The 25768-nt window shown below is 68.9% G+C and carries 16 protein-coding genes and 2 pseudogenes; 7 read left to right on the top strand and 11 right to left on the bottom strand.

The window, feature by feature from the left end:
* Positions 1-44: 44 nt before the first annotated feature.
* The 8 genes and pseudogenes from ACQYWQ_RS25335 to ACQYWQ_RS25370 all read right to left on the bottom strand — a co-directional run.
* Positions 45-1090: pseudogene (locus tag ACQYWQ_RS25335) on the bottom strand (site-specific integrase); the annotation flags it as partial.
* Positions 1091-2586: 1496 nt separating this feature from the next.
* Positions 2587-3288 (bottom strand): hypothetical protein, encoded by a 702-nt coding sequence (locus ACQYWQ_RS25340; RefSeq protein WP_431037740.1) that lies wholly within the window; start codon positions 3286-3288, stop codon positions 2587-2589.
* A complete protein-coding gene (locus ACQYWQ_RS25345) occupies positions 3285-4037 on the bottom strand; it encodes a MerR family transcriptional regulator (protein WP_431037741.1) in 753 nt (250 codons plus the stop codon). Before ACQYWQ_RS25345 ends, ACQYWQ_RS25340 begins: the two co-directional genes overlap by 4 nt.
* A 166-nt stretch (positions 4038-4203) precedes the next feature.
* Positions 4204-5331 carry a TniQ family protein gene (locus ACQYWQ_RS25350; RefSeq protein WP_431037743.1) on the bottom strand — a complete coding sequence of 376 codons (1128 nt, stop codon included), beginning with the start codon at positions 5329-5331 and terminating at the stop codon, positions 4204-4206.
* A gap of 100 nt (positions 5332-5431) precedes the next feature.
* Positions 5432-6592 (bottom strand): TniB family NTP-binding protein, encoded by a 1161-nt coding sequence (locus ACQYWQ_RS25355; protein ID WP_431037745.1) that lies wholly within the window; start codon positions 6590-6592, stop codon positions 5432-5434.
* A 2-nt stretch (positions 6593-6594) separates the two neighbouring features.
* A complete protein-coding gene (locus ACQYWQ_RS25360; protein WP_431037746.1) occupies positions 6595-8730 on the bottom strand; it encodes a Mu transposase C-terminal domain-containing protein in 2136 nt (711 codons plus the stop codon).
* A complete protein-coding gene (locus ACQYWQ_RS25365) occupies positions 8730-9497 on the bottom strand; it encodes a TnsA-like heteromeric transposase endonuclease subunit (RefSeq protein WP_431037747.1) in 768 nt (255 codons plus the stop codon). Before ACQYWQ_RS25365 ends, ACQYWQ_RS25360 begins: the two co-directional genes overlap by 1 nt.
* Positions 9494-11266 (bottom strand): TniQ family protein, encoded by a 1773-nt coding sequence (locus ACQYWQ_RS25370; protein WP_431037749.1) that lies wholly within the window; start codon positions 11264-11266, stop codon positions 9494-9496. The genes ACQYWQ_RS25365 and ACQYWQ_RS25370 overlap by 4 nt, the downstream gene beginning before the upstream one ends.
* A 66-nt stretch (positions 11267-11332) precedes the next feature.
* Between ACQYWQ_RS25370 and ACQYWQ_RS25375 the strand changes: the two genes are divergently transcribed.
* The 6 genes and pseudogenes from ACQYWQ_RS25375 (at position 11333) to ACQYWQ_RS25400 (ending at position 17687) form a co-directional block, all read left to right on the top strand.
* The gene (locus ACQYWQ_RS25375) at positions 11333-11596 is read left to right on the top strand and encodes a helix-turn-helix domain-containing protein (protein WP_431037751.1); all 264 of its coding nucleotides are present in this window, start codon (positions 11333-11335) and stop codon (positions 11594-11596) included.
* 57 nt (positions 11597-11653) lie between these two features.
* Positions 11654-12766 carry a TniQ family protein gene (locus ACQYWQ_RS25380; protein ID WP_431037752.1) on the top strand — a complete coding sequence of 371 codons (1113 nt, stop codon included), beginning with the start codon at positions 11654-11656 and terminating at the stop codon, positions 12764-12766.
* Between the two features lie 214 nt (positions 12767-12980).
* Positions 12981-14177 (top strand): dsDNA nuclease domain-containing protein, encoded by a 1197-nt coding sequence (locus tag ACQYWQ_RS25385; protein ID WP_431037754.1) that lies wholly within the window; start codon positions 12981-12983, stop codon positions 14175-14177.
* Entirely contained in the window at positions 14167-14718 is a 552-nt protein-coding gene (locus ACQYWQ_RS25390) for a hypothetical protein (RefSeq protein ID WP_431037755.1), read from the top strand. Before ACQYWQ_RS25385 ends, ACQYWQ_RS25390 begins: the two co-directional genes overlap by 11 nt.
* On the top strand, positions 14715-16613 hold the full coding sequence (locus ACQYWQ_RS25395; RefSeq protein ID WP_431037757.1) for a hypothetical protein: 1899 nt from the start codon (positions 14715-14717) through the stop codon (positions 16611-16613). The genes ACQYWQ_RS25390 and ACQYWQ_RS25395 overlap by 4 nt, the downstream gene beginning before the upstream one ends.
* A 324-nt stretch (positions 16614-16937) precedes the next feature.
* Positions 16938-17687 (top strand): annotated as a pseudogene (locus ACQYWQ_RS25400) (transposase family protein).
* Between the two features lie 29 nt (positions 17688-17716).
* On the opposite strand, the gene ACQYWQ_RS25405 reads toward ACQYWQ_RS25400, so the two are convergent.
* From ACQYWQ_RS25405 to glgX, 3 genes are all read right to left on the bottom strand, one after another.
* Positions 17717-18283: a hypothetical protein gene (locus ACQYWQ_RS25405; protein WP_431037759.1), complete on the bottom strand. Its 567-nt coding sequence runs from the start codon at positions 18281-18283 to the stop codon at positions 17717-17719.
* Positions 18284-18774: 491 nt separating this feature from the next.
* Complete coding sequence (treY, locus tag ACQYWQ_RS25410) at positions 18775-21192, bottom strand: malto-oligosyltrehalose synthase (protein WP_431037761.1); 2418 nt, start codon at positions 21190-21192, stop codon at positions 18775-18777.
* A gap of 302 nt (positions 21193-21494) precedes the next feature.
* On the bottom strand, positions 21495-23612 hold the full coding sequence (gene glgX, locus ACQYWQ_RS25415) for a glycogen debranching protein GlgX (protein ID WP_431037763.1): 2118 nt from the start codon (positions 23610-23612) through the stop codon (positions 21495-21497).
* Between the two features lie 799 nt (positions 23613-24411).
* Between glgX and ACQYWQ_RS25420 the strand changes: the two genes are divergently transcribed.
* The gene (locus tag ACQYWQ_RS25420; RefSeq protein WP_431037764.1) at positions 24412-25656 is read left to right on the top strand and encodes an SAV2148 family HEPN domain-containing protein; all 1245 of its coding nucleotides are present in this window, start codon (positions 24412-24414) and stop codon (positions 25654-25656) included.
* Positions 25657-25768 lie beyond the last annotated feature (112 nt).

The raw sequence follows: 25768 nt of genomic DNA on the forward strand, positions 1-25768 counted from the left end.
CGGTGGGGCTTCCTGCGTGTTTGACGGCAACGCTGACGGCAACGTCAGCGGACGACGGCTGCGGCAGGTGGGTCGTCCGGATCGTCGTCCTGGCCGCCGAGGGCGTTGCCGAGGGTGTCGATGGCGTGGCGCTGGAGGCGGAGTCGGACGCGGGCGTAGACGGTGGCGGTGACGCCGATGTGTGCGTGGCCGAGGAGTTCCTTGATCACGACGAGGTCCGCGCCCTGTTCCAGGAGCAGGGTGGCGGTGGAGTGTCGGAGGGCGTGGAGGCGGATCGTCCGGAGCCCGGCCTTGTGGAGAAGGCGGCGGAAGCGGCGGCTGGGGTAGGTGGGGTCGAGCGGCCTGCCCTTCGGGGTGGTGAAGACGAACCTGTTGTCCGTCCAACCCGTTCCGGCCGCCTGACGCTCCTCCTGCTGCCGTTCCTGGTGGCTCTTGAGGGAGTTGATGCACTCGGTGGGGAGGGCGATGCGGCGTTCGGAGGCGAGCGTCGTGGTGTTCAGGACGGTCAGGCCCTGGGTGCGGGTGCGCTGGAGCGAGTGCTGGATGCCGGCTGTTCCGGTGGTGAGGTCGAGGTCTTCCCAGTGGAGGTCGAGGAGTTCGCCCTTGCGGAGGCCGGTGCGCAGGGCGAGTTCGTACAGGGCGTGGGGCCGGTCGGCGCGGGCGGCGTCGAGGAACTGGCGGGCCTTGGCTGCGGTGAAGGGCCGGATACGCGTCGGCCGGGGTGCGGTGGTCTTGACGCTGCGGGCGATGGTGCGGGGCAGCTCGTCTTCGCGGACGGCGCGTTCCAGTGCCGACTTGAGCACTGAGTGCACGTAGGTCACGGTCAAGGGGACAGCTGCTTCTGGCAGCACTCGCCGATGGCGCAGCACCTCTTCCGCCCGGCGTCGAGTGCGTGGGTGCAGCACTGGCAGGTGGTGCGGAGCCGGTCGAGGAAGGTGCGTACGTCCTTGGTGGTGAGGCGGGCGACCTTCTTGTTCTTGGTGCCGAGTCCGGGGACGAGGTGGAGGCGGACGCAGGCGGCGTATCGGGTGTGGGTGTTCTCGCGGAGCCGGTGAACGGCGACACTGCTGAGCCAGTACGTCGGGTAGTCGGCGTGCGGGTGGGGTCGGTCGGCTCCGTGGGCTTTACCCAGCTGTTCGGGCCGGGGCCCGCGTCGGGCAAGGCCAGGGGGCCACTCGTCACATTGCGGTCAGGCCCAAAGCCTGCCCGAGTTGCCGGCCAGCGTACGGCCCCCTGGCCATGCCCGACCCCAACCCGAACAGGACACCGGCCAAAGCCCACTCCGCCGCCCTCGCGCGCGTAGCCGTCTGACGGAAACGCCGAGGGCGACAGGGGCGTACAGCACGGCACTTCCACGCACACCCACGGACTGGTCGAATTCCGCTGACCTGCGAAAACGCAGATGACAGCACTTCAGCACGCATACGTACTATGTACTGGCGGGGCCACGCCCGTCCTGGTTCACAATTCGAACTGCCGCCTCACTGGCGGGTTCAACGTCGGGATTGACAGCGATGAAATCGCGAAAATCAACAGAGGGTTCAATGAAGATGGGCAGACTCTTCTGCATGGATCTCCGCAAAACATGATGATCAATGCGAGTCGCTATGGCAGCTTCTGGGAAAAGTCTGCTGTCGTGATTCGCGACATCGCGGGCGGTTACATGTACATTAATGGGAATAAGCGCACCGCCCACGCAGCGGTCTCGGAGCTCATGTCTCGCAATGGAGTTACCAGCGGTCCAACGTCGGACGAGCTGTGGAGCGTAATCGCTAGAGTCAGAGACCCTGGCAAGAAGGGGCACGCGATGGAAAATGGCCAGATCGCGTCGATGTTGCGGGGGTACTAATGGATGCGTCGGCTAGTAATGTTGAGGAGCTGATGGAGCGATTGGGTGGCGTCGGGGTTACGGTGATCATCAAGGTTGATCACGAAAGAATGGCGGAGGGCGGTAAGCCCTGGACCCTTGTCATGTCAGGTCCTGGACTCGGCGAGCGTGGGCTTATTCGAACCGACTCGCCCACCTTTGAGCATGCCATTGCTTACGGACTCGGCGAGCTTCGTAAATGCCCTGGTGACTGGGATTGGCTGGCAGAATTCTCGTAGCTTCGAAACGAGGCCCTCCCGAACTCTTCGGGAGGGCCTCGTGCCGTTTGACGGCAACGCTGACGGCAACGTCAGCGGACGACGGCTGCGGCAGGTGGGTCGTCCGGATCGTCGTCCTGCCCGCCGAGGGCATGTCCCAGGGCGTCGATGGCGTGGCGCTGGAGGCGGAGTCGGACGAGGGCGTAGACGGTGGCGGTGACGCCGATGTGGGCGTGGCCGAGGAGTTCCTTGATGACGATGAGGGCGACGCCTCGTCCCAGGAGCAGGGGGTTCGCTCGGGCGTGAAGGCGGCCTGCGCGGGCGATCGTGGGGCGGGGTGCTCCCGGGAGGGGGAGTGCCGGGGCGCGTGCGGAACTCCGGGAGTTCGATGTGATCCTCGGCGAGTACTCCGGCGTGGGGTGCGTCCCGGGCCTTCCAGGCGTGGTGATTCCTGGGGGTTCTCGGCGCGCGTCACGGTGAGCCGGTCACGAGGGAGCGGCCTCAGGAGATCGGCCCCGGGGATGTTTCAGCAGCGCGAGTCTGGGGGCCCTCCGGGATGCGTGCGCCGTGAGGTGGTGTCTCCGGGCTCGGCCGGTCGCTTCGGGTCCGTGCGATCCGCGGAGCGTTCTCCGCGTGGAAACGGAAGGCGCGGGCCTCGGCGCGGGTGCCCAACGGCTTTGTGTACGTGAGGGGTTCGGTCAGGTCCACGGTCAGTGTCGTCATGCCGCCCACCGGGAGGTCCGCCGTACCCGAGGCCGTCACCGCACCGAGGCGTGCGTCGGGGTACGCCCGGTCGGTGCGGAGGGCCGCGACGCGGGAAGCGGGGACCGTGACGTCGGGCAGCGCCCCGTACCGCAGGCGGAGGGAGCCGTCGGCTTTGAGGACGTGCGGGCGGACGACGCACGAGGAGTGGAGGGCGAGGACGAACCAGCTCCACAGGTCGATGACGAGCATCAGCGCGTGGAGCCACGGCCAGGGGATCACGACCGCGAAGGCGACCGTCTCCGCGACGGCGACGAAGAGCAGGCCGTACATCGTCGCCGACTGCGCGGGTGCGTACGGTGCGGCGACGTCGCCCTCGCCGACATCGCGCGGGCCCCGGCGGGCCGCCCAGCGGGCGAGGTCGCGCCACAAGGTGAGTTCGTGCGCGGCGAGGTGGCGTACGGGGCGGGGGACGAGTGCGGTGAGAGGTGGCCGTCTCATGGCGTCCGCTCCTTCAGGAGGGTGATGACGCGGCGCAGTACCGCGGCTTGGGCCGGGGCGAAGCCGGCGTAGACGGCGTCCAGGAAGGCGCTGTCCGAGGGGGCCCCGGCGGGGAGGTCCCGCGGGAGGAGCGCGACCAGGGCGCGGGCCGTCTCCTCGACGCGGGGGTCGTCGGGTGCGGCGTGCGCGAGGTCGTCCAAGCGCGCGTAAAGGGCGTACGCGCGGCGCGTCGCCTCCGGGTCGGCGGTGAACGCCTCCGCGAGGGGGCCGAGCCAGTCGCCCGGACCGGACGCCGCGGCGGAGGTGTCGAGGAGCGCGAGGAGGCGGCGGTCGAGCGCGAGCGACTCCGGCTCAGGCGCCGTGAGATGCGCGGTGGCGCGGTCGAAGTCGGCGAAGAGCGTGGCGAGCGCGGGCGAGACGGGGGCCTCCGGCGGAAGGCTGCCCTCCGCTTCCGCCTGCGCGAGGAGATCCCGCAGCCGGGCGCGGCGCCGCCGGATCGTCTCCTCCTGGCGTGCGAGGTCGGCGTCCAGCTCGGCGAGGATCTCCGCGAGGTCCTTGCCCGCGTCCTCGGCGAGCACGTCCCGTACCTCGTCGAGACTGAGGCCCAGCTCCGTCAGCCGCCGCACCCGCGCCAGCTCGACGGCGTCCCGCAGACCGTACGCGCGGTAGCCGTTGGGCTGCCTGGCGGGCTCGGGCAGGAGACCGATCCGGTGGTAGTGGCGGACGGTCCTGGTGCTCACACCGGCCACGGCTGTCGGGCGGCACGAAAGATTTCAGTGGCCGGCCGCCTGACCTGGGCACTGAAATCTTTCGTGAGGTGGTCCAGGTCACAGTCGACGCACAAATGATTTCAGTCTCCTGCTCGGCCGGTGCTACGCCCGCCGGGCCGGCTAACGCTACGTAGTCACCAGGCGTTCAAGGGCCGGGTACAACTCGTCTGTCGGGCGTGCGTATTGAGGGTGCTGCGATGCGTACCGATCGTACGATCCGCTCGAGACGCCGCGTGGTGTCCCTTGGTCGCTGTTTGAGCCATGCCTGGTGCAGTGGGACAACATGGCTGGGTAGCGGGCGAGAGGCGAAGTCCGCGATCTTCCGGGCCGAGGACCAAGGGTCGGCGCTGAAGACGATCTGCGAGGCGACCCGCAGGGCTGCCGTCCGCGCCGTCGGACTCGGGTTGCCCTGGATGGTGCGGTAGTTCCCGAGTGTGGTGCTGGCGCAGAACTCGGTGAAGCTCTCGCGGACGACGGGATCGGCTCCGTCCAGGTGTTCCGGGGTGGCGGCGTACAACGCGAACTCGGCCATTGCCGTGAGGTCGGCGAGATCGTCCTTGGCCTGGTCCGATGTCGGCTGCGGCCAGGCGAGGTGTTGTTCCAGGTGGAGTTGCAGTTCGGCGAGTGAATCGTCCCGTAGGACAGGGGCCTGCATCTTCCGGTACTCGATGCCGCACCGCCAGGTGATGCTGCCGAGCAGCCGGTGTCGTTCCACCCCTCGGCAGCGTCCGTTCGCGAGTTTGACGTCTCCGGTGCGGAGGGCCGTGCGGCAGGTGGGGCACTCGCTCAACAGGTAGCAGCCGTGACGCAGGCAGGCGAAGGCCCACGGAGTGCACCACTCCAAGAACCAGCGCCCGTCCGTCTCCTGGATACAGGAGGGGCAGAATCTCAGCTCCCTCGGGTCGATCCAGCTTGCCTTCATGACGGCGAAGCGGTCGCGTGGGGCGGCATCGGCCAGTTCGGGCTTCACGGCCGTTTCCAGGAAGCGCAGCCAGGTCATGTGCTGCAGGTCTTCCACCTCAAGTCCCGTTGCCTGTTCCGCTCGTGCGGCGTCCGCGTCGCTCAGGCCGTAGGTGATCGAGCTCGGCCCCGAGTCCTCGATGCGCGTCGCCTTGTCACCGGGGCCCAGGAGGCCGCACGCTCGCGCCATGTCCTTGCGTGGCACGGCGTACATCGTGGCCATGTAGTCCAGCCAGCTGAGCAGCGATTCCCGCGGAAGCGGTCGCGGGACGACGGGGAGGCGCCGGATCTTTTCGGCGGGGAGATCGCGCACAGGGCACGGTACGACAGTTCGCCGTTGACGGTGCGGTCTGTCCGCCGGGACGCTTGCCGACCGCAGGGCGTCGCAGATGCGCGCCAATATGACTCGTGGTTCAGCTGGCGGCGGCCGCGGGGCCGTCCTCGTCTGCGGGGGGTTTGGGGTCTTCCCGCCAGTTGGCCTCGTAGGTGCTCTGCGCGTGCTCGTTGATGACGATGCTGTCGAGGAGCTTGCGGTCGATCCGCTCTGCGCCGGTGAGGACCGCGTCGACGGCTGCTTCACGGATGAGTTCCGCGAGCGAGCTGATGTTGCCTCCGGTGCGGCGATACAGGTACTTCCACTCTGCGGCGAGGGTCCCCGCCTGGTGTCGGTACAGGACGAGTGCGTCTTCCATGGCGGCGATGACGGAGGTCCAGTCGGCCTTTTCGTTCAGGGTCCTGATGGCGTAGGGGGTCATGTGCAGGAGGGTGTTGCGTCCGGCGGTCTGGGTGACGCGGGCGGAGCCGGAGCCTTCGAGGAACAGGCCCGAGTGTTGGAGGTCGACGCCGGTGTAGATGAAGGTCGCCGCGGTGTGGTTGGCGATGTACTTGAGGTGGTCGTTGACGACCTTTCCTTCCTTGAAGGAGAGGTCCATGAAGTGCGCGTCGTCGATGATCACGAGTTCGACTCCGACGAGCCGCATGTTCTCCAGGACGAGACGGGTGATGTCGCTCTTGGTGGCTCCGGACCGGTAAGGCTGGGCGAGGTACTGGGCGAGCGCGACGGACAGGTCTTTCGGCGTGGCCTGGGAGGGGATGTTGAGGTAGACGACGGGGGTGTAGTCGATCAGCCGGTTCTCCACGGTGTACTGCCGCGTGAAGCGTTCGGGGTGGTCGCGCCGCAGTGCGTGCTCGAAGTCGTAGGCGAAGGTCTTGACCAGGGTGGACTTGCCGAGGGTGGCGGGGCCGTCGAGGACGATGCCGCGGCGGGCGCCTGCGGGCTGGTGGGCGTTGGTGACCATCCGGCGCCGGATCTGGTGGTGGATGGTTTTCATCTGGCTGGTGCGGACGATGACCAGGGCGCTGTGGTGAGCCATGCGGGCCTGGTTGTGCGGGCGGCGTTCTGCGGAGCTGAGCTGCTCGTAGACCTCGATGGGCAACAGGGCTGGACGGGGCGGGAGTTGGTAGTCGAGGTAGAGGCGCCATTCTTCCTTGGTGCGCGGCTCGGACAGGCCGGGGTGGCTGAAGGTGCCGGCGCCATGCGGGCCGTCGGGGGTGGGGGAAAGCGGCGGCGTCATGATCAGCTCTCCTGGCTGGTGCGCGCGTTCCAGACCTCGGCCGGTTTGACAGTGCGCGGGTCGAAGTCGCCGTCCTCGCCGGGAAGATCGGGGACGGCGTGCAGGGACGCGACGGTGGGCGCCGCGGAATCCGGTGCCGGTCGCGGTGTCGGCACGGGGACGGCCGGCAGGGAACGGGCTTCGTCCTGGGACTGGGCGTCGGCGCGGTGCCGGTCGCGGGTGTGGCGCTTACGGTCGGCCTTGGACCACGTTTCGGGAGCGTCCGTGCGGTTCTGCAGATCCCGCAGGGCCTCGGCGATCTGCTGCTGAAAGTCCTCGTCCTTCGGGTCACCGCCGCGCAGCGTGACGAGCCGCTTGGCCTCGCGCAGGGTGATGTCGGTGAAGGGCTGCAGGTCGCTGAGCGCCTTGGCCCAGCGCAGCGTGTACCACTTGTCGTCGCGCGGGTTGTGGAAGTAGGCGTGCAGCAGGTTGCGGGGGTCGTACCGGATGGGCCACGTGCCGTTTGGGTACGGCGACTTGGCCCGTCGGAACTGGTAGAGCACGGGCGCGTCGTAGACGAGGTGGTTGAGTTCGACGCCGTAGGCGTTGATGGCCCGGCCGCCGTCGGCGATGGGCAGGAGCTCGTAGTAGAGGTTCGGATCGCGCGGGCAGTCGACGAAGCCAGCCGAGCCGAGCGCCATGGCGTACGCCTCGTTGGGCGAGATGTTCAGGTCGGGGAAGCCCTGGAGGTGCAGTCCCGTGTGGTGCTTGTTCTGGTACACGGCGACGACGTACTCGGCGAAGAACTCGGCGATCTCGTCCAGGGTCCAACGGGCCTGCTGTTCCACGGTCTTGCCGCGATGGGCGACGTTGAAGCCCTTGTATCCGGCGACGTGCATGGAGAACTGCTCGCGGACGGTGCCGAAGAGCCGCTCGACATGGGGCTTGTCGGTGGGCTTGAGCTTGCGCGCGTCCTGCATGTCGATCTTCCACTTGCGACAGGCGCGCTGGACGACGTCGGACTTGTAGGGCTTGCCGTGGTCGTACAGGAGCGTCTCGGGGTAGATCACGGGACGGGCGGCGGCTTCGGCGAGGCGCTCGTCCACACTGAGGTGGCGCTCGAAGGGCACGCGCAACATCTGGTAGCGCAGGGCGTCGGCCCAGTCGAGGCGCATCGGCTCGGGGGTCATGACGTCGGCGAGCAGAAGGCCGATGTCGATGGCCTTGGTGCCGAGCGGGGTCAGGCGCCAGGCAAGGATGGAGCGGGTGGCGACGTCCAGGGCGAGGGTGAGTTCGACGTTGTAGGTGTCGTTCATCGCGGGGTCGAAGGCCAACACGTCCAGCGGGGTGGTGTCGAGCATGACGACCTGGCCGGGCCGGTGGGCGATGACGTTGCCGAAGGTGCGGTCGGGCTGGTTGGCATCCGAGATCCGCTGGTAGGCGGGGTCGGACGGGCTTCGGGTGAGGAGCAGTTTGACGATGCGACGGAAGGTGTCCTCCTTGGGCAGGAGGACCGTTCCGGGCCCGTGTTCCTCGTCCAGCCGGTTCTGGGTACGGCGGCGAAAGCGCGTGGAGACGCTGGAGGAGCTGTCGTGGCGTTCGGCGGCGGCCTGCTCGCGGATCGCGGTGATGACGCGTTCGTCGATGTTGCGCAGCGGGTTCTTCAGCCGGGCCTTTCGCCGGTCGACCAGCGCCCACAGGCCGTTCTCCTCCCACTCGTCGAGGAGTTGCCAGATACGGCGGGGGGTGAGGCCCAGCTCGGCGGCCTTGGCTTCGACGCGGGTGGTGAGCGGGAGGTCGGGCCGGTAGTCGGGCCGGGGTTCACCCTCTTGGGCATCGAGCCGGTCGCCCGACTGGTAGCCGGTGGTGGCCTCCTTGAGGTGGGCTTCCAGCTCCAGGGCGGCCGTACGGACTTCCCTAGGCAGGAGCGCCAGGACGCCGCCCGGGTCGAGTCCCACCGTCGTGTTCGCCGTCTCGGGTATGTGCGCGGTCCGGGTACGGAAGGAGGCATCGGTGAGCAGCCTGCTGAGCATGATGGTCTGGTGGTGCCCGGAGGCCGAGCGCAACCGGACCAGGGCGCCGGTGATGCCGGTGACCTGGTGTTCTTCTTCCTCGAACTCTATCCAGTCGGACACGGCGATGCGGTGGCGTTGATCCATCAGGCGTGCTCCAAGGCGGGCGCGGCCCACACCCGGGTGAGATCGCGCAGGGGGTGGGTGAGGTCGAACAGCAGGCGGTGGTGCCACATGAGGTGGTAGGTGACGGCGCGTTCGACCTGCGGGTCGGGCCACAGCGACAGCAGTTCGCCGATGGAGACGGGGTGTTGGGCGCGAAAGAGCAGGATCTGGGCGACGGGTGCTGCGGCGTTGAGCGGCCTGCGATAGCCGGCAAGCCATTCGACGGTCGCCCACAGCTGTGCGTCCGGCTCGCCGACCATCTGGTAGTCCCAGCCGAGCTGTTGGCAGGCTGTGGCGGAGCGACGGGCCTGGTGTCGGACTTTGGGCTTGTCGATCTGTTCGGGGTTCTTCACGTCCAGCAGCAGCACGGAGCCGTCGGTGCGGCGAACGAACAGATCCGGGTAGTGGGTCCAGGGCCCGTCCGCGTCGATGCCCTCGAAGATGAACGGCTGGGCCGCGAAGAGAGCGACCTTGGCATCGAAGTCGAGGAGCTTCATCCAGCGGGCTTCCAGGAAGCTCTCGTACTCCAGGACGGTGTCGCTGCTGGCGGCCCAGTAGAAGCCGGGGGTGTGCTGCTGCCCGGCGTAGGACGGGATGTCACGGGCGGGCATGCAGGTCTCGAACCGCACCTCCGCCGCCTGCGCGGCGGGCAAGAGCCGCTCGATGCCGTCGGCGTCGTAGAAGTGGAGGAACAGCTGCTCGGCCGTGTGCCGGACCGGGCGCAGCGTCTGGGTGCGTTTCGGGCTCATGCCGCACCGCTCTGCGGGACGGGCTCTGTGAGCAGGCTGTTGCCGTAGGCGGTCAGGGCGCGGGCGAGGGGCGCGGGCAGCCAGGTGGCGAAACGCCACCCGCTCTCCCGGACGTGCGCCATTGCAGTAGGCGCCCACAAGACGGGCTCGTAGGCGGGGGCGTCGCGGAGGTCGCCGCCGGTGAAGTGCTGCCAGATCCACGCGGCGCTGTGACGGCGGCGCTGCACCGTGACGGTGTATCCCAGTGGCTGGCACATCGAGCTGAGCACGACATGCGGCAGGATGGTCAGCTCGGACAGCACCCGGCGTCGGGCAGCGTAGTCGGTCAGGCCGCGCTCCACGATCCTGTTGCCGAGCTGCTCGATGTCTGTCCAGAAGGCACTGACGTCACTGATGCGCGGTTCGAGCGTGTTCGTCACCCGTGCGGCCGCGACGGGGTTCATGCCCAGTGCTAGGGCGGCGTGCAGCCAACTGGCCGCCCCGGCATGGCGGGCCAGCGCCAAAGCAGCCAGGCGGCGAGCGCCGACCTCGGCGGTGCGCGGCAAGTGCTTGGCGATCCGGTCCGTGTAGTCGCCGGCGTCGACGAGATGCGGCAGGTGGTCCGCGGTGAACAGAACCTTGGCCCGGGGGCGACTGGCGAGGGCACCCGCAGCGTGCAGAAACGGCTCCAGACAGGCAGGGCGGGTCAGGTACCGCAGAGGATCCCCTTCACCCGGCACACGCCTGATCGCAGCGGCGCGATCCATCCACATCGTCAACCGGTCCTGGAACGCGCGCCGGTCGGAGGCGAAGAGGGCCGGTGCGCTCAGGGCGAGGATGGCTGCCGCATGCGCGGCGCTGGGCGGACAGGCTTGCAGCCGACCGCCCGTGTCACCCGCCTTGGCCCGCTGCCCCTCGTACTGATCGGCGGTGAACGCTGCGGCCGCCGCGGCGGGCAGCGCCGCACAGGACGCGGTCTCCTCGGCGGTCGCCACCAGACGCACCATGCCGGTGAGGAACCGCAGCGCGACGAAGAACTCGGCCTGTACCACGGGGCTGCCCGCCAGATGGGCCGGGCTGCCGTCCGCAATGTCCAGGACCCGCTGCTGCAGTGCGGCAAGTTCTGTCGGCACGGTGACGGTCGCCAGCGCGGACAGGCGCCGACGACACAGCCCAGCCTTGCTTTCATGCCCCGCGGGCCGCCGGTTGTTGCACCGGTCCAGGTCGAGCATCGGCAACCGAGTAGTCAGACCCTGCGGACGACCGGTGTAGCCGGAGCCGAGGCGCTCGTCGCACTGACTACACACGTCCACCAGCAGCACCCGGTGCTCGGGGCATACCGCCGCGATCCCCAGGCGCCACCACACCGGCCACACCGGGCGGAGGGCTAGGCAGTGGGGACACGCACGGCTGGAGGTAGTCAACGCCCACTCCTGGCGCGGGCGCCCGAGGTAGGCCATCTCCCGTGACTGGTCGGGCAGTTCACGGGCGAAGAGGTCAAGCGCGGTATCCGCGTACCGCGACAGCTGCATCTCGCCCAGCGCCCGCTCGTCCAGCCCCGTCGCCGCCATCAGTCCCTGAAGGCTGCGCTGGGTGAGGGAGACGCCGAACCATGCTGGCCGTGGCACCCGGTACCCCGGGGTGCACTCCAGGCCCAGCAGTCGCGCGGCCCTGCCCGGCGGGATCTGCCAGTCAGCCGCCACGCGGTGGAGCCAGGACGGGAACGACTCACCCGCCACCGGAAGCAGCACCGCCGGAAGCCTGCGCGGCACTTCCCCGGCGCCGTCCACGCACCCCTCCCAGCTTGGGGTTGTAGGAGATCTCCTACAGTCGGGGACTGTACTACGGTGCCGTCCGTGGCGAACAGCGATTCCAGTGCAGGCGCGCCAGCTCAACGGCTGGCCTTTGGGCGGCGGTTGCGGGCTCTGCGTGCGCGCGCCGGACTGACCCAGACCGCGGCAGCGGCCGCCGCGGGGATGGACCGCTCGTTCTACGCGGAGGCGGAAGCGGCGATCCACAGTGTGTCCGTCGACCGCATCCCGGCCCTGGCCCGCGCGCTGGGAGTCGAGCCGTACGAGCTGTTCCAGCACACACCCGCAGAATCCTCTGGCGACCGATAGATGGTTGTTTCGCAGGCCGAGCGTCACCGGGGGCCGCGCAGACTCCCCGTGGTCCCCGTGCCGCTGCCCGGCGAGTCCCTGTTCAGCTGGGTCGATCACCTCGCCGCGGTGTACGAGGTGGACCGAACCGAGGCAATGCACCGGCTGGGCCTGGAACCGAAGACCGCCCACGCCGCCCGCCTGGCCCGCCACACCGCCGAACTACCCCTGGCGTCAGCCAAATTGCTGCATGTCGCAACAGGGTTGGCCCCCGCAGCCATCCGCGCCATGACACTGCTCGGCATCGTCGAGGAACGAGACAGCAGACCATACCGACTGAGCGAGATGCCCGAGGCCCCCGAAGAAGCCTGGGCCTTTTGCCCCCGGTGCGTGGAGCCGCCGACCCGCTGGCCACTGTGGTGGTACCGGTCGTGGGCGGTGATGTGCCCCGAGCACGACTGCTACACCGTCTCCTTCTGCCCCGCCTGCGGCTCGCCCTTCTCACCCTCCAACCTGCGCGGAGACGCGCCGGGCCGCTGCCCGGGCTTCATCCCGCTCAGCGACGAGCAGTACCGGGCGTGCGGCAAGCGTCGACCCAAGCGCAAGCGCTGTGGCCGCCCCCTGTGGGAGATCACCACACCGCCCGTGACCGATCCGCTGGTACGCGACACCCACCAGCGGCTGGTCCGGATCGCCGTCGAGGGGCCGTCGCCGCCGGACCGGCAGTGGTACGACGACCTGCGGACCTTGCGCATTCTGCTCAACGAACCCAACCCGCTGCGCGTGAAGGCCTTCACCAGCCCTGACCCCGCTCTGCAGGAGCGCTACACCACGCAGGGGCGCGGGTCGATGTGGGACGACGCCGATGTCAACTCCGTCGCCTGGCGCGCCACCGATGCCGGACTCCTGTACCCCTGGCGACGAACATCTCCCAGTACGTACAGCATGGAACGGGACCCGTTGACCACAGCTGCGGTGCTCCGCGTCATTGCCGCCGTTCTTGCGAGTGACGACACAGCAGCCGCGGCACAGCGCCACTTCAAGGTCCTACGCGCGGCCAGCCTCCGTGATTTCGGCGGCAACCCGCCGTCCTACCTGTTCCGTGCAAGCGATGAGCTGGGTGCGCTCATTTCTCAGGCACTCGCCCCGGACGTCCTCGACCGGCGTCGCGATGCCTCCAGTCCGCCGTGAACGTAGCACCAGATTGCCGGTGAGGACGTCCATCAACCTCCGTGCGGAGGCTGATGCACCGGCCGCACACGGCAGAAGTGCTGGGCAGGGGGGCAGCATTCAAGCAGGCCCTGCTCCTCACTACTTGATCTGGAGACCACACCCTTAGTTTTGATCGACTGAGGATCGCCAAAGCCTTACTCTGCGTGCAAGGGGGAGCAAAGAGACTGGGGGGATGATGGCCGACTCGATTACCGATCCCATCGAGACTGAAGCACCAGACGACTCTGGTTCGGTCACACTGCGCCGCTACAGCTACCAGGTCCACATCGCCGTGCAGGCCGTCCTGGAGATGCTGGCAGGAGGGGCAGTAGAGCACGTTACGTGCGAGCACATTGAGGACATTCTCGTGGCGCGCAGGGGAGATCCTCGCTGCGCCGACGGCAGCTTGTTCTGGGACTTCCAACAGATCAAGACGCGCGATGCAGTCGAGCCGTGGTCACTCGCAGACATGATCTCCAAGAGGCCGCTGAAGAGCCTTTGGCGCACGCACACAACAGTGCGGAACACTGGGCTCGTATATCAGCTGACCGCTGGCATCGAGGGGCACCTTGATCCCGGTGACAGCGGTGTCACCGCCCTGTCTAAGGGGCTAGGAGCACAGCACGCCGCTTGTCGCAGGCGGGTAGCCAAGCATCTGGAGGTCCCCGAGGACGGCGCTCTAGATGAGTTCTTGACGCTGATCCGTGTTCGGACGCTGGTGAGACGAGAGGACGTCGAGGCGCGCAATACACGCGTGCTGGCCGACCTCGGCCCCAAGCTACCCATGTCTGTAATCGACGCGTTGTACAACGAGTTGCTGCGTCGCACCTTTGCAGCTACAGAAGGGCGTCCGCCCGAGCGGTGGACTGAGCTGTTGGCAACCGACTCGCCCTCACCGAAGGTGTTGGGTAAGCGAATCACCGCAAGGGTCGTTGATGATGTTCGTCAGCGATTGACTCGACCTGATCACGTACTACTCGAGGACGTTTCCGCATCCATCCAGGGATCGGAGACGGCGCTCGTGCGCAAGCTCCGTCAGGGCGCAGCGTCCAGCGAAGTCATCGAGGAAGCGCAGATGCTTCGGGCTCAGGCGGATCACCACCGACTCCGGGAACAGGCACTGGGAACGTGGCCGGACGATAGCGCGTTCGAAATGGACTTGGACGAGCGATTGCTGATCCTCGTCCGTAGGACGGCGAGGGCACATAAGGAGCTTGCCAAGCCAGCTGACGGCATCTTCGACGGACTTCAGCAAGCCCTGCTGGACAACCCCAGCGCGTACGATCGTCGCCCTCTGTACGCCCAGGACTCAGTGCTGCTGATGGGGCGTGCCTGCGCGGTTTCGGATGAGTGCCGCTTCAACTGGGGAGACGCGCGAGATGCCTCTTGACCTCGAAGCTACAGCCGCGCCGCCTGCCGGACAGCCCCCATCGGCCGATGCTCAGGCCCGCCTCCTTCTGCTCATTGACGCCTTCTCGGAGACGAAGAGCTCAAAGGGCATCGAGGGCCGGATGAAGCTGGCGAAGCTGGACTTCCTTCTTCGCTACCCCGCACACTTCAAGCAGCTCTTATCCATGCGTCGTCCTGGTAAAGAGGCTGGCGAGGACCCCTGGCTCACGGGCGCGATCGAGCAGAGCATGATCCGATACCGCTACGGGCCCTGGGACCCTAGCTATTACTCCCTCCTCGGGGCACTCACGGGCAAAGGCCTGATCGAACCCAAACACGATGATGCGGTCGCTACCTACCGCACCACTGAGGTGGGCCACGATCTGTCGCTGGCCTTGGCCGAGACCGAAAGTTGGCGAGCCGTCCGCGACCGAGCACGGCTGCTTCGCCAGCACTTCAATCTCAGCGGCACCACGTTGAAGGACCTGATCTATAAGACGTTCCCCGACATTGTCGAGGCGGACTGGGGGACCAAGCTGTGAGACTTCGGATCGAAGAGCTGACCTTGGTCGGCACCAGCCGCACTGTTCGTTTCAAGCCCGGAATGAACGCCGTGATCGGCTCCATGAGCGGTGGCAAAACAGCGACCGTGAGCTGCCTGCGCGCCCTGCTAGGTGCCGAAGTGAGCGTGGTGCCCGAGCTGCGGGGGCGCACGGCATCTGGCACTGTCCTTGTGGGCGACCGGCGTTTCCGCATCGTTCGACAGCTCGTCAGTACGCCCACAGCCAAGGTGGACATTGCAGAGATCGGCGGCCAACAAGAGGTATGGCGGCTACCAGCGACGCAGCTGCAAGCAGGCTACGATCAGACGTTCCGCAACTGGTGGCTGAGCATGTTGGGGCTGCCCCGTGTGCGCGTACCACGGGCTCCCACGGATGAGACCAGCCCGCTGATACCGGTCACCATCAGTGACTACCTGATGTACTGCGTCCTGAGGCAAAAGGAAATCGACACTTCCGTCTTCGGCACCCCGGACAACACTCAGAAGAACATCAAGCGCAAGTACGTTTTCGAGATCCTTTACGGTCTCTACGATCCAGAGGCCGCCGGCCTGCGTGAACGCCTGCGTAAAGTCACAACCGAACTCAACGCGCTGACAGCTGACGCCGCCACACTGGAGCGCATTCTTGAGACGACCGCCTTTGCCTCCCGCGCCCTCCTTGAGGTCCAGCTGCAGCAGACCGAACTGGAACTGAACGAGGCGAGGCAGAGTGATCTGGCGCTGACAGCGGATCTTGCTGACCCCTCCACCGTCTCGCTACGCCAGGAGATCGCTGAATCCGAGGTTCAGCTGGCGCGCATGGGCGAAGCGTCTTCGTCAGAGGCCGTCTCAGTCGCCCGGCTCAAGGAACTGCGCGACCAGCTCATTGCCCAAAGCCGACGTCTCACACGTGCCTTGGTCGCGGAGCGTCTATTAAACGACTTCGAGTTCCACACGTGTCCGCGTTGCGGGGCTGGCGTGCCGGAGCGCGGCGATGACGACACCTGCAGGTTGTGCCTCCAGCCCCCGCCGCAGGTTCCCGCCCCGTCGACACTCGCCGCGGAACAAGATCGCGTCATCGAACAAATCAGCGAAACGGAAGACCTCATCGCCCGCAGCGAACGTCGTCTTGAAGAGTTGAAGGCGGCACACTCGGCTCAGGCACGTAGGCGCGCCGAGTTGGGAGAGACGCTCGACCGGGCCACCGCCACCTACATCACCGATCAAGCCGAGCGCATCCGTACGGTGGCGGCTCGCCAGGCTCGCCTGGAGGAGCACCTTGGGCGGATCAATGACGCTCTCAAGGTGCATGACCGACTTCAGGGCCAAGGCTCACGGATCACCGAGCTAGAACGCGAACAGGAAGACCTCAACGAACGCATCGCCGCATCCCGGCACAGCAACACCGCCGTCCACGAACGGCTCGATAAACTCGACGGCGCCTTCGAAGCCGCCCTGCGGAGCTTCGACGCACCCCGCTTCGACAAACAGTCTGGGTCCCGCATCAACCGGGACACCTACATGCCGATCGTGGACGGGCGTTCTTTCGCTGATCTGCAGTCACAGGGTGTGGAGGTGCTGGTGAACGTGGCCCACGTTCTTGCGCATCAACAGGTAGCCCTGAGCGACGACGGCATCCCCCTGCCGAACCTGCTGATCATTGATGGCATTAGCAGCAACGTCGGCCACGAAGGCGTCGACCTAGAACGGCTTCGGAAGATGTACTCCACCCTCCTTGAAGCAGCAACAGAGCACATCGACCAGTTGCAGATCATCGTGACCGACAACGACTCGCCACCGATCGACGGCCTCCACAAGGCTCTGGAACTCTCCGATGCCGACCGGCTCGTCCCCCCTACCTCAACGGATGACGGCGACGACGTGCACACTGAATAGCCGAGCAGCGTTCAACTCCGCGTGCACGACGGTACTCACCCCGGCTAGCACTCCAGCAGGAATACCGAAGTCCTGCTGGGGTACTAGCCGCCGAGACCTGCCGCCGTTCTCGCAGACCCCAGCGTCAACTGGACATCTTTCGGGGCCACTTCGGCGGCTCGCACGCCCTCTACCCCCTTGACGAGAGCCGCATGAGTGAGCGTTTTCAGCGTGCCCACTGATCGGGTGACGGGCGCGGTGCGGGTTTGAGGTGCGCAACGGACAGGGCTCCCGTGCCGTTGAGGGAGGTGTTCGACGTCTCATCTCAGCAGCCCAAGAGCCCTGTTGGTGCCCTATCCTGCCGCACTCGACCTGCCCCACGCACTGGTCGAGTGGGTCACGATGCTCATCCTCACCCGCGAGGGTGACCGGCGGTGCAAACTTCCGCCGCACCGCCGTGCGCTGGTCGCACTCGTATACCTGCGCCGCCACGACACCCTCGCCCAGATCGCTGGAGCCTTCGGGATATCCGTCGGCACCGCCCACGCCTACGTCACCGCGGCCACCGAACTGCTTGCCGAGCAGGCGCCGGGCCTGCTGAAGACGCTGCGCGTGCACGCCCCGGACTTCGTTCTCCTGGACGGCATGCTCGCTGAGTGCGAACGCGTCGGTGACGGCAGGGCGGACTACTCCTCGAAACACAAGCGGCACGGCGTGAACGTGTAGGTCGTCACCGACCAGACCGGCAAGATCCTGTGGCTGTCGCCGGCACTGCCGGGCAGAACCCACGACCTGACGGCCGCCCGCACCCATAAAATCCTCCGGATCTGCGAACGCCAGGGCGTCCCGGTCCTCGCCGACATGGCCTACATCGGCGCCGGCGACTGGGTCACGACCGCCAAGCGCCGACCACCGGGCGGTGAACTTACCGTCACCGAGCAGACCTTGAACCGGGCCCCGTCTGCTGCCCGGGCGCCTGTCGAGCGAGGCATGGCACGGCTGAAGTCCTGGCAGATCTTCCGTAGATCCCGCATCAGCCCCAACCGCATGAGCGTCATCACGAAAGCCGTCCTCACCCTGGAGAGGCAACGCTGAAAACGCTCAGTGTCCGATCAAAAACAGTCCTACTGGGGTTCCTTGGAACCGTCCTCGCTCGTTCCAGCGAGCTTGCCGCCGACGAATACCACGCCCAGCCCGAGGGCGGCTGCGCCGGCGACTGCCACCACCTTCATCCCCGCCCCCAGGAACTGCTTGCTCTCGCTGTCCTTCTCGTATGCCTGCCGCACGTTTTGATTAAGGCGGTCGTGGAGGGCCTCCCGCTGTGTCCAGCTGAGGTCGTCCCGACCGAGGTCGGCCCGCAGGGCGTCCCGCTGGTCCTGCGAAGCCTGGTAGAAGTGGTTCTGACTGTTCTCGTTGGCTGCGAGAGTGGACTTGTGGGCCTCTGCGACCGCATCGATGTCGGCCTTGCCCAGGTCCTTGAAGGCGGGGAACTGCTCGATGAGCCTGAGCCGCACCTCGGTGGCCATCTCGGGCATCGCTGCCGCGAACTTGAGCACCTTGTCCTTGGACAGATTCCGCCAGTTCGGGATACCTAACTTCCGCTTGACCGCTGATTCGTTCACGTCGCCCATTTCCTGACTCCGCTCGTCGTCCCGTGAGGCATCCCGGATAGTAGCGGTGCCTACTGACAAGCCCCTCCTCCTCGTCCTGCAGAAGGCCCGCGGGACTTTGGGGTGAATAAGGCTAGGGCGGGCGTCATCTCGCTGCGCTGGGAGGCGCGCCATCACGCTGCGTTAACGCACTGAAATCTTCAGTGCGGCACTGAAGAACCCACTGAAAAGAATCTTGCGCTACTGAAACCTTCAGCCTCGCCCGACAACGGCGGCCAGCTCTCCGATACGCATGGGGCCAGGAGAAACCTTGACGTCGCGACAAGGTCAAGAGGACACGGAGAGGGGGGAGCGGAGCGGCCGCCACCCGCGCCTTCGGTGGCGGCTGAGGGGCGCCCCGCGAGGCGCGGCCGCGCTCAGGGGCCGCTCGGGTACCGCCGCCCCCGGGACGCCGGGGCGCCGGGGTGTGGGCACCGGGGTTCCGGGTCGCCGGGGCGGCGGTGGTCCAGACCGTAGGGAGTCGCGCCCGGGGGCGTCAACGAAAGGGGACGGGACTGGCGGGAAACGAGTGGTCAGTCGGCGCGTACCAGGAGGGCGACGGGGCGGGCGGCGAACACCTCGGCACACGGCACACCGCCCTCGTAGGAGCCTTCCCCGGTCACCTCCTGCCAGCGGCCAGGCGGCAGCGTCAGCATGGTTCCGTTCCAGCCACCCCCTTCAGCGAGCCGCGCCGCGAGCCGCGTCACCGCCGTGAGGACGCGGTCGGAGCGGACGAAGGCGAGGCAGTGGGCGGCGGCAGGGCCGCTCGCGGGCAGCGGCGCGTACGTCGCTTCCTCGCCGAAGCAGTCGGGGCGCTCACGGCGCAGGCGCAGCGCGGCGGCCGTCAGGGCGAGTTTCTCCTCGGGCAGGCCGCGCGGGGCACGGCCCTCGTCGAGCGCGCGCAGCGTCTCCCGTACGTCCGGCGGCGTACGCCTGTTGTCGGGGTCCACGAGCGTCCGGGACTGCGTCTCGGTGCCCTGGTAGACGTCGGGGACCCCCGGCATCGTCAGGTGCAGGAGCGCGCCGCCGAGTACGTTCGCGCGGATGTACGGGGCGAGTTCGGCGCGCAGCTCGGCGAGCCGCCCGCCGAGCGGCCCGCACGGGCCCGCAGCGACGAATCGCCGCACCTCCTCCTCGTACGCCCCGTCCTGCTCCGTCCACGACGTGCGCAGGCCCGCCTCGCGTACGTGCTTGAGCAGCGCACCGCCGAGCCGCTCCGCGTCCGCGAGCCCGAAGCCGAAGGCGAGCTGCCAGGCCGCCCAGCCCACGTGCGGATCGGGCGCGGGACAGGCGGCGGACGCCTCGGCGAGGAAAGCGGCCCAGCGCTCGGGCACCTCGCCGAGCACGGCGATGGCGGCACGCACGTCCGCGCTGCGCTTCGTGTCGTGCGTCGACAGCACCGTGCCCGTCAGCGGCCAGTCGCGCTGGAGGCGCCCGCAGTACGCGTGGAAGACGTCGGGCGAGAGCGCGGGCGCGCCCGGGTCGCCGCCCACCTCGTTCGCCGAGAGCAGCGGCACGTACCGGTAGAAGGCCAGGTCCTCAAGGGACTTCGCGCGCAGCGCGGACGCGGTCTGCGCGAAACGGGTGCGGAACGCCTCGTACGCGGGCCCGTCACCGCGCCTGCCGAGCGCCAGGTCCCGCACCAGCGCCACCGACTCCGCCTCCTCGGGCACCGTGAAGAGGGCCGATGCCTCCTCGGCCGCCTGCGCGGAGAGCACGTCCTCGGGCGCCGCGCCCGCGTCGCGCGCCGGGTAGGGGCGGTAGACGGGGACGCGCACGAGGAGTTCGCGCAGCGCGGTGCGCAGTGCCCACGGGGCGTGGTCGCGCGCCGCGACGTCCTCGCGCGCGATGCGCGCCGCGTACCGCACGAGCGTCTCGACCTCGGCGGCGAGGTCGTGCGTGACGACGCGGTACGCCGCGGCGCGCGCGGTCGGCGGCCAGGTGCCCCCGCGCGCCTCCGCCGGGGCGGCGAGCGCCCGGTAGCGCGTGAGGAGTTCGCCGTGCCCCGCCGGGTCGGTGAACACACCGTCGACGTGGCGCAGCGCGTCGTACCCGGTCGTGCCCGAGACCGGCCAGCCCTCGGGGAGCGTCTCGCCGTCCGCGAGGATCTTCTCGACGACGGTCCAGTGCCCGCCCGGCGCGACGTCGGCCGCGCGCTCGCCGAGGTGCCGCAGGTAGCCGCCCGGATCGGCGAGCCCGTCCGGGTGGTCGATGCGCAGGCCCCGCACGGCGCCGGCGGCCATGAGATCGAGGACGAGCCCGTGCGTCGCGGCGAAGACCTCCGGGTCCTCCTGCCGTACCCCGATCAGCTCCGAAATGGTGAAGAAGCGGCGGTAGTTCAGCTCGGTACGGGCCAGGCGCCACCACGCGAGCCGGTACCACTGCGCGTCGAGCAGCTCGTCGAGCGGCAGGTGCTCGGTCCCGGGCCGCAGCGGGAACGAGTGCTCGTGGTAGCGCAACTCGCCGTCCGCCACGGTCAGTTGATCCTGTACGTCGGCGAGGCGGCCACCGAGCACCGGGAGCAGGAGCCGTCCTCCGCCGCCCTCCCAGTCCAGGTCGAACCACCGTGCGTACGGCGAGTCGGGCCCGTCGCGCAGCACGTGCCACAGCGCGCGCGTGTGCCGGGGCGAGGCGGCCATGTGGTTGGGGACGAGGTCGAGTACGAGCCCCAGCCCGTGCTCGCGGGCCGTCCCCGCGAGCGCGAGCAGGCCCGCGCGACCGCCCAGCTCCTCACGCACCCGCGTCGGATCGGTCACGTCGTAGCCGTGCGCCGAGCCGGGCACCGCCTCCAGGACGGGCGAGAGGTGCAGGTGCGAGACGCCGAGCGAGGCGAGGTACGGGACCAGCTCCGCCGCGTCCGCGAAGCCGAGACCGGGCGTGAGCTGGAGACGGTAGGTCGCGGTCGGCGGGGCGAAGACCGTTTCGGGGGCGCGGGACGAGTCGGAGGTCATGGGGGGTTGTGTACCCGCGCGGCGGGCGAGTGTGTCACGGGGCGCGCGGACGGATGAATCGGACGGGTGAACGGGAACGGGGGAACGGGGAAGGAGGGAAGGGGGGAGGAAGGCGGCGGGAGTGCGGGGGCCGGGCGCCGTGCGACGCGGGTCGCCCCGTAGCCGTAACGCCGCCCCGTCCGCGTACGTGTCCCCGTCCGCGTCCCCGTCCCCGTCCCCGTCCGCGTCCCCGTCCGCGTACGTGACGTGTCCCCGTCCCCGTCAGCGTCCCCGTCCCCCCCCCCCCGACCGGCCGTGCCGCGTCACGCGGGACGCTGGAGCACCACCAGGCTCCGGTCCTTCAGTTCGAGCCGCTGGCCCGCGCCCGCCTTGACGCCCGTGCCCGGCGGGAGGCCGTCCGCGCGCGAGGTGTCGACGACGACCTGCCATTCCTTGCCGTGATGGACCGGGATGACGAAATCGAGGTCCTGCGGCGAGGCGTTGAACATGAGGAGGAAGGAGTCGTCCTGGATGCGCTCGCCGCGCGGGCCCGGCTCCGAGATCGCGTTGCCGTTGAGGAAGACGGTCATCGCGCTCGCGGTCGCGCCGTCCCAGTCGGCGCGCGTCATCTCGCCGCCCTCGGGCGTGAACCACGCGATGTCGGACAGCTCGTCGTGCGTGCCCTCGACCGGGCGGCCGTGGAAGAAGCGGCGGCGCCGGAAGACCGGGTGGTCGCGGCGCAGCCACACCATCGCGCGCGTGAACGCGGCGAGTGCCGTCTCCTCGCCCTCGTCCTCCGGCCACTTGACCCAGGACAGCTCGTTGTCCTGGCAGTACGCGTTGTTGTTGCCGCCCTGCGTGCGCCCGAACTCGTCGCCGTGACTCAGCATCGGGACGCCCTGCGAGAGCATGAGCGTCGCGAGGAAATTGCGCATCTGCCGGGCCCGCAGCTCGGTGACCTCCGGATCGTCGGTCTCGCCCTCGGCGCCGCAGTTCCACGAGCGGTTGTGGCTCTCGCCGTCCCTGTTGTCCTCCCCGTTCGCCGCGTTGTGCTTCTCGTTGTACGAGACGAGGTCGCGCAGCGTGAAGCCGTCGTGGCACGTGACGAAGTTGATCGAGGCGAGCGGACGGCGCCCGTCGTCCTGGTAGAGGTCGGACGAGCCGGTCAGGCGCCCGGCGAACTCGGCGAGCGTGCGCGGCTCCCCGCGCCACAGGTCACGCACCGTGTCGCGGTACTTGCCGTTCCACTCCGTCCACATCGGCGGGAAGTTCCCCACCTGGTACCCGCCCTCGCCGACGTCCCACGGCTCGGCGATGAGCTTGACCTGGCTGACGACCGGGTCCTGCTGCACGAGGTCGAAGAAGGACGAGAGCCTGTCCACCTCGTGGAACTGCCGCGCGAGCGTCGCCGCGAGGTCGAAGCGGAAACCGTCCACATGCATGTCCGTGACCCAGTACCGCAGCGAGTCCATGATCATCTGGAGGACGTGCGGGGACCGCATGAGCAGCGAGTTCCCCGTGCCCGTCGTGTCCATGTAGTACTTCGGGTCCTCGGTGAGCCGGTAGTACGAGGCGTTGTCGAGGCCGCGGAAGGAGAGCGTGGGGCCCAGGTGGTTGCCCTCGGCCGTGTGGTTGTAGACGACGTCGAGGATCACCTCGATGCCCGCCTCGTGCAGCGCCCGTACCGCCGACTTGAACTCCAGGACCTGCTGGCCCCGGTCGCCCCAGGAGGCGTATGTGTTGTGCGGGGCGAAGAAACCGATCGTGTTGTAGCCCCAGTAGTTCGCGAGCCCCGCGTCCGCCAGCCTGTGGTCGTTGACGAACTGGTGCACCGGCATGAGTTCGAGCGCGGTGACGCCCAGCTCGGTCAGGTGTCCGATGATCGCGGGATGCGCGAGCGCCGCGTAGGTGCCGCGCAGCTCGTCGGGCAGATCGGGATGGCGCATCGTCAGGCCCTTGACGTGGGCCTCGTACAGCACCGTGCGGTGGTAGTCGGTGCGCGGGGGGCGGTCGTCGCCCCAGTCGAAGTACGGGTTCACGACGACGGAGGCCATCGTGTACGGGGCCGAGTCGAGATCGTTGCGCTTGTCGGGCGCGCCGAAGTGGTACCCGTACACCGCCTCGCCCCAGTCGACCGAGCCGCTGATCGCCTTCGCGTACGGGTCGAGGAGGAGCTTCGCCGCGTTGCACCGCTGGCCGCGCGCCGGCTCGTACGGGCCGTGCACGCGGAAGCCGTAGCGCTGACCCGGCATCACCCCGGGCAGGTAGGCGTGCCGCACGAAGGCGTCGGACTCGCGCAGCTCCACCGCGCTCTCCGAGCCGTCGTCGTGGAGCAGGCACAGCTCGATACGGTCGGCGGCCTCCGAGAAGACCGCGAAGTTCGTCCCGGCGCCGTCGTACGTGGCGCCGAGCGGATATGCCTCACCTGGCCAGAGCTGCATGAACTCGACTCTTCCGTTTCCGGCCCGAGGGAAGGGCCACCGTGGGCCCGAGTCTCCCGGAAGAGGGGCCGCTCCCGTAGGACTTCTGTCCCGCGGAGGCCGCGACCACACCGACGTACGAACGGGCTCCGCGGGGAAGAGGGGGCACGGGGGGCATTCGGGCGGGGCCGGAGAGGGTGGGGCGGGGCGCATGGGGCGGGCGGGGCGCGTGGGGGCGCAGGGCGCGCGGGCGCAGGGCGCGCGGGCGCAGGGCGCGCGGGGGCGGGAGTGCGGCGGGGCGGAGGGCGTGGTGGCGGGGCGGGGGGCGTGGGGTGGCCGGGTGCGGGTGCGGGTGCGGGTGCGGGTGCGGGTGCGGGGGCGTCGGGACGGGGCGGAGAGGCGTCGGGACCGGTGCGGGGAGGCGCGGGGCCGCGCGCCGGAGGTGTCCCGGACGGGCCGTGGGGAGGCGAGGGGCGGGCCGGGGGCGTCGGACCGGGTGCGGGAGCGTCAAGTCCGCCGTCGAAAATTCAGCCTGATGAGCGATTATGGCGAGATCGGTACGGCCCCGGGGCGGACCGGCTCCGTCTGTACACCGCCGGTCAGGTGATCCCCGCAAGCCCTCCCCGCCCCGCTCACCCCGCCTCCGCCCGCCGTACACGCCCTGTCCGCACCCCGCTCCGCGGCCGTACCAGGGCCCTTCCCCGGCAAAAGGGAGCCGTGGCCTCCGGCTGCACCCGGGCCCCCGTCCGGAGTAGTCTTCCTTGATCGTTGAACAGGGGCGGCGGACGCCGCGGAAGTGGGACGAAGGGGCGGTGTGCGGGTGTCGGGAGGGCTGGAGCTGCCACCTGGCGAAGGCGGCGGCGCGGAGGGCTCCACGGCGGACCGCCCGCCCCCACCGGTCCCGCTCACGGGCACCGTGGACGTCTCCCCGCAGATAGGTCCCGAGCTGGACTGGGGCCCCAAGGAGTGGGAAGAGGTCCGCACCAGGGCCCAGCGCGCCGGCCGCGTCTACGTATGGCTCAATCTGGTCGAACAACGGCTGCGTGCCGTCGTCGCCGCGGTGCTGCGCCCCGTGTACGTGCCGGTGCACGGCGAGGACTGGGTGACGGCGGCGGCGGGACCCGCGGGGCAGGAGTGGGTGCAGCGCGCCATCGCGGTGCGCGAGGTCAGCCGCCGCAAGGGCTACCTCCTCGACCCCGCCGACGACAACGTGCTCAGCTTCCTCACGCTGCCCCAGCTCCGTGAGCTGATGGTCAGCCACTGGCCCTGCTTCGAGCCGTACTTCGACGACCGCAGGGACGTGGAGCTGGCGCTCGACGAACTGGAGGTCGCGCGCAACGTCGTCTCGCGCAACCGCGCCCTGAACCCGAGCGTCCTCGCGCAGGCGGAGCGCGCCTCGGCCAGGCTCCTCGACATGCTCTCGGCCGGGACGGGCGTGCCCTCCACCCGCCGCCTCCCCGTCGACGCCGTCGAGGACCTCGTCGGCGACAGGTACGCGGACGTCGTCGCCGTCCACCCCGACCGCGTACGCCTCCTGCGGCAGTTCCCCGCCGAGGACCTCTTCGCCGGGGCCCGCAGGCTCGACGCGATGGGCATCGGCCTCAATCTCCTCGTACAGAACTTCTCCGGGCGCCGCCTCGTCCGCCTCGCCGAGGAGGGCTGCCGCACCCGGCTCCTCTTCCTCAACCCCGCGAGCAGCGCCGTCAAGCGCCGTGAGCGCGAACTCGGCCTCAAGCGCGGCGAGATGAGCCGCAGCGTCGAGATGAACATCCTCCACATGCGCCGTGTGAGGGCCCGGCTGCGCGACCCGGGGGCCTTCGAGATACAGGTCATCGACGAGACCCCGCGCTCCAACGCCTACCTCGTCGACGGCGACACCGCCGACGGCGTCGCGGTCGTCCAGCCGTACCTGCGCCGGGCACGGGGCATGGAGTCCCCCGTCCTGGTGGTGCGGGGCGGGGGGCGCCTCGTACGCGGTGCGGGCGGTGACGGCGAGGGAGGCCTCTTCGACACGTACCGCGAGGAGTTCGAATCGGCGTGGGCGGACGCGCGGCCCGTGTCCTGAGGCGGCCTCGCGGGGGCTTCACAGGGGTACGGGGGCACTGTCACAGGCGCGTGCGAAGGTGGGGACCACGCGGCGCCCGGACGGGGGGACACGTCGCCGAACACCCGAGGGA

The organism is Streptomyces sp. P6-2-1, from assembly GCF_050613165.1.
Lineage (GTDB): Bacteria > Actinomycetota > Actinomycetes > Streptomycetales > Streptomycetaceae > Streptomyces.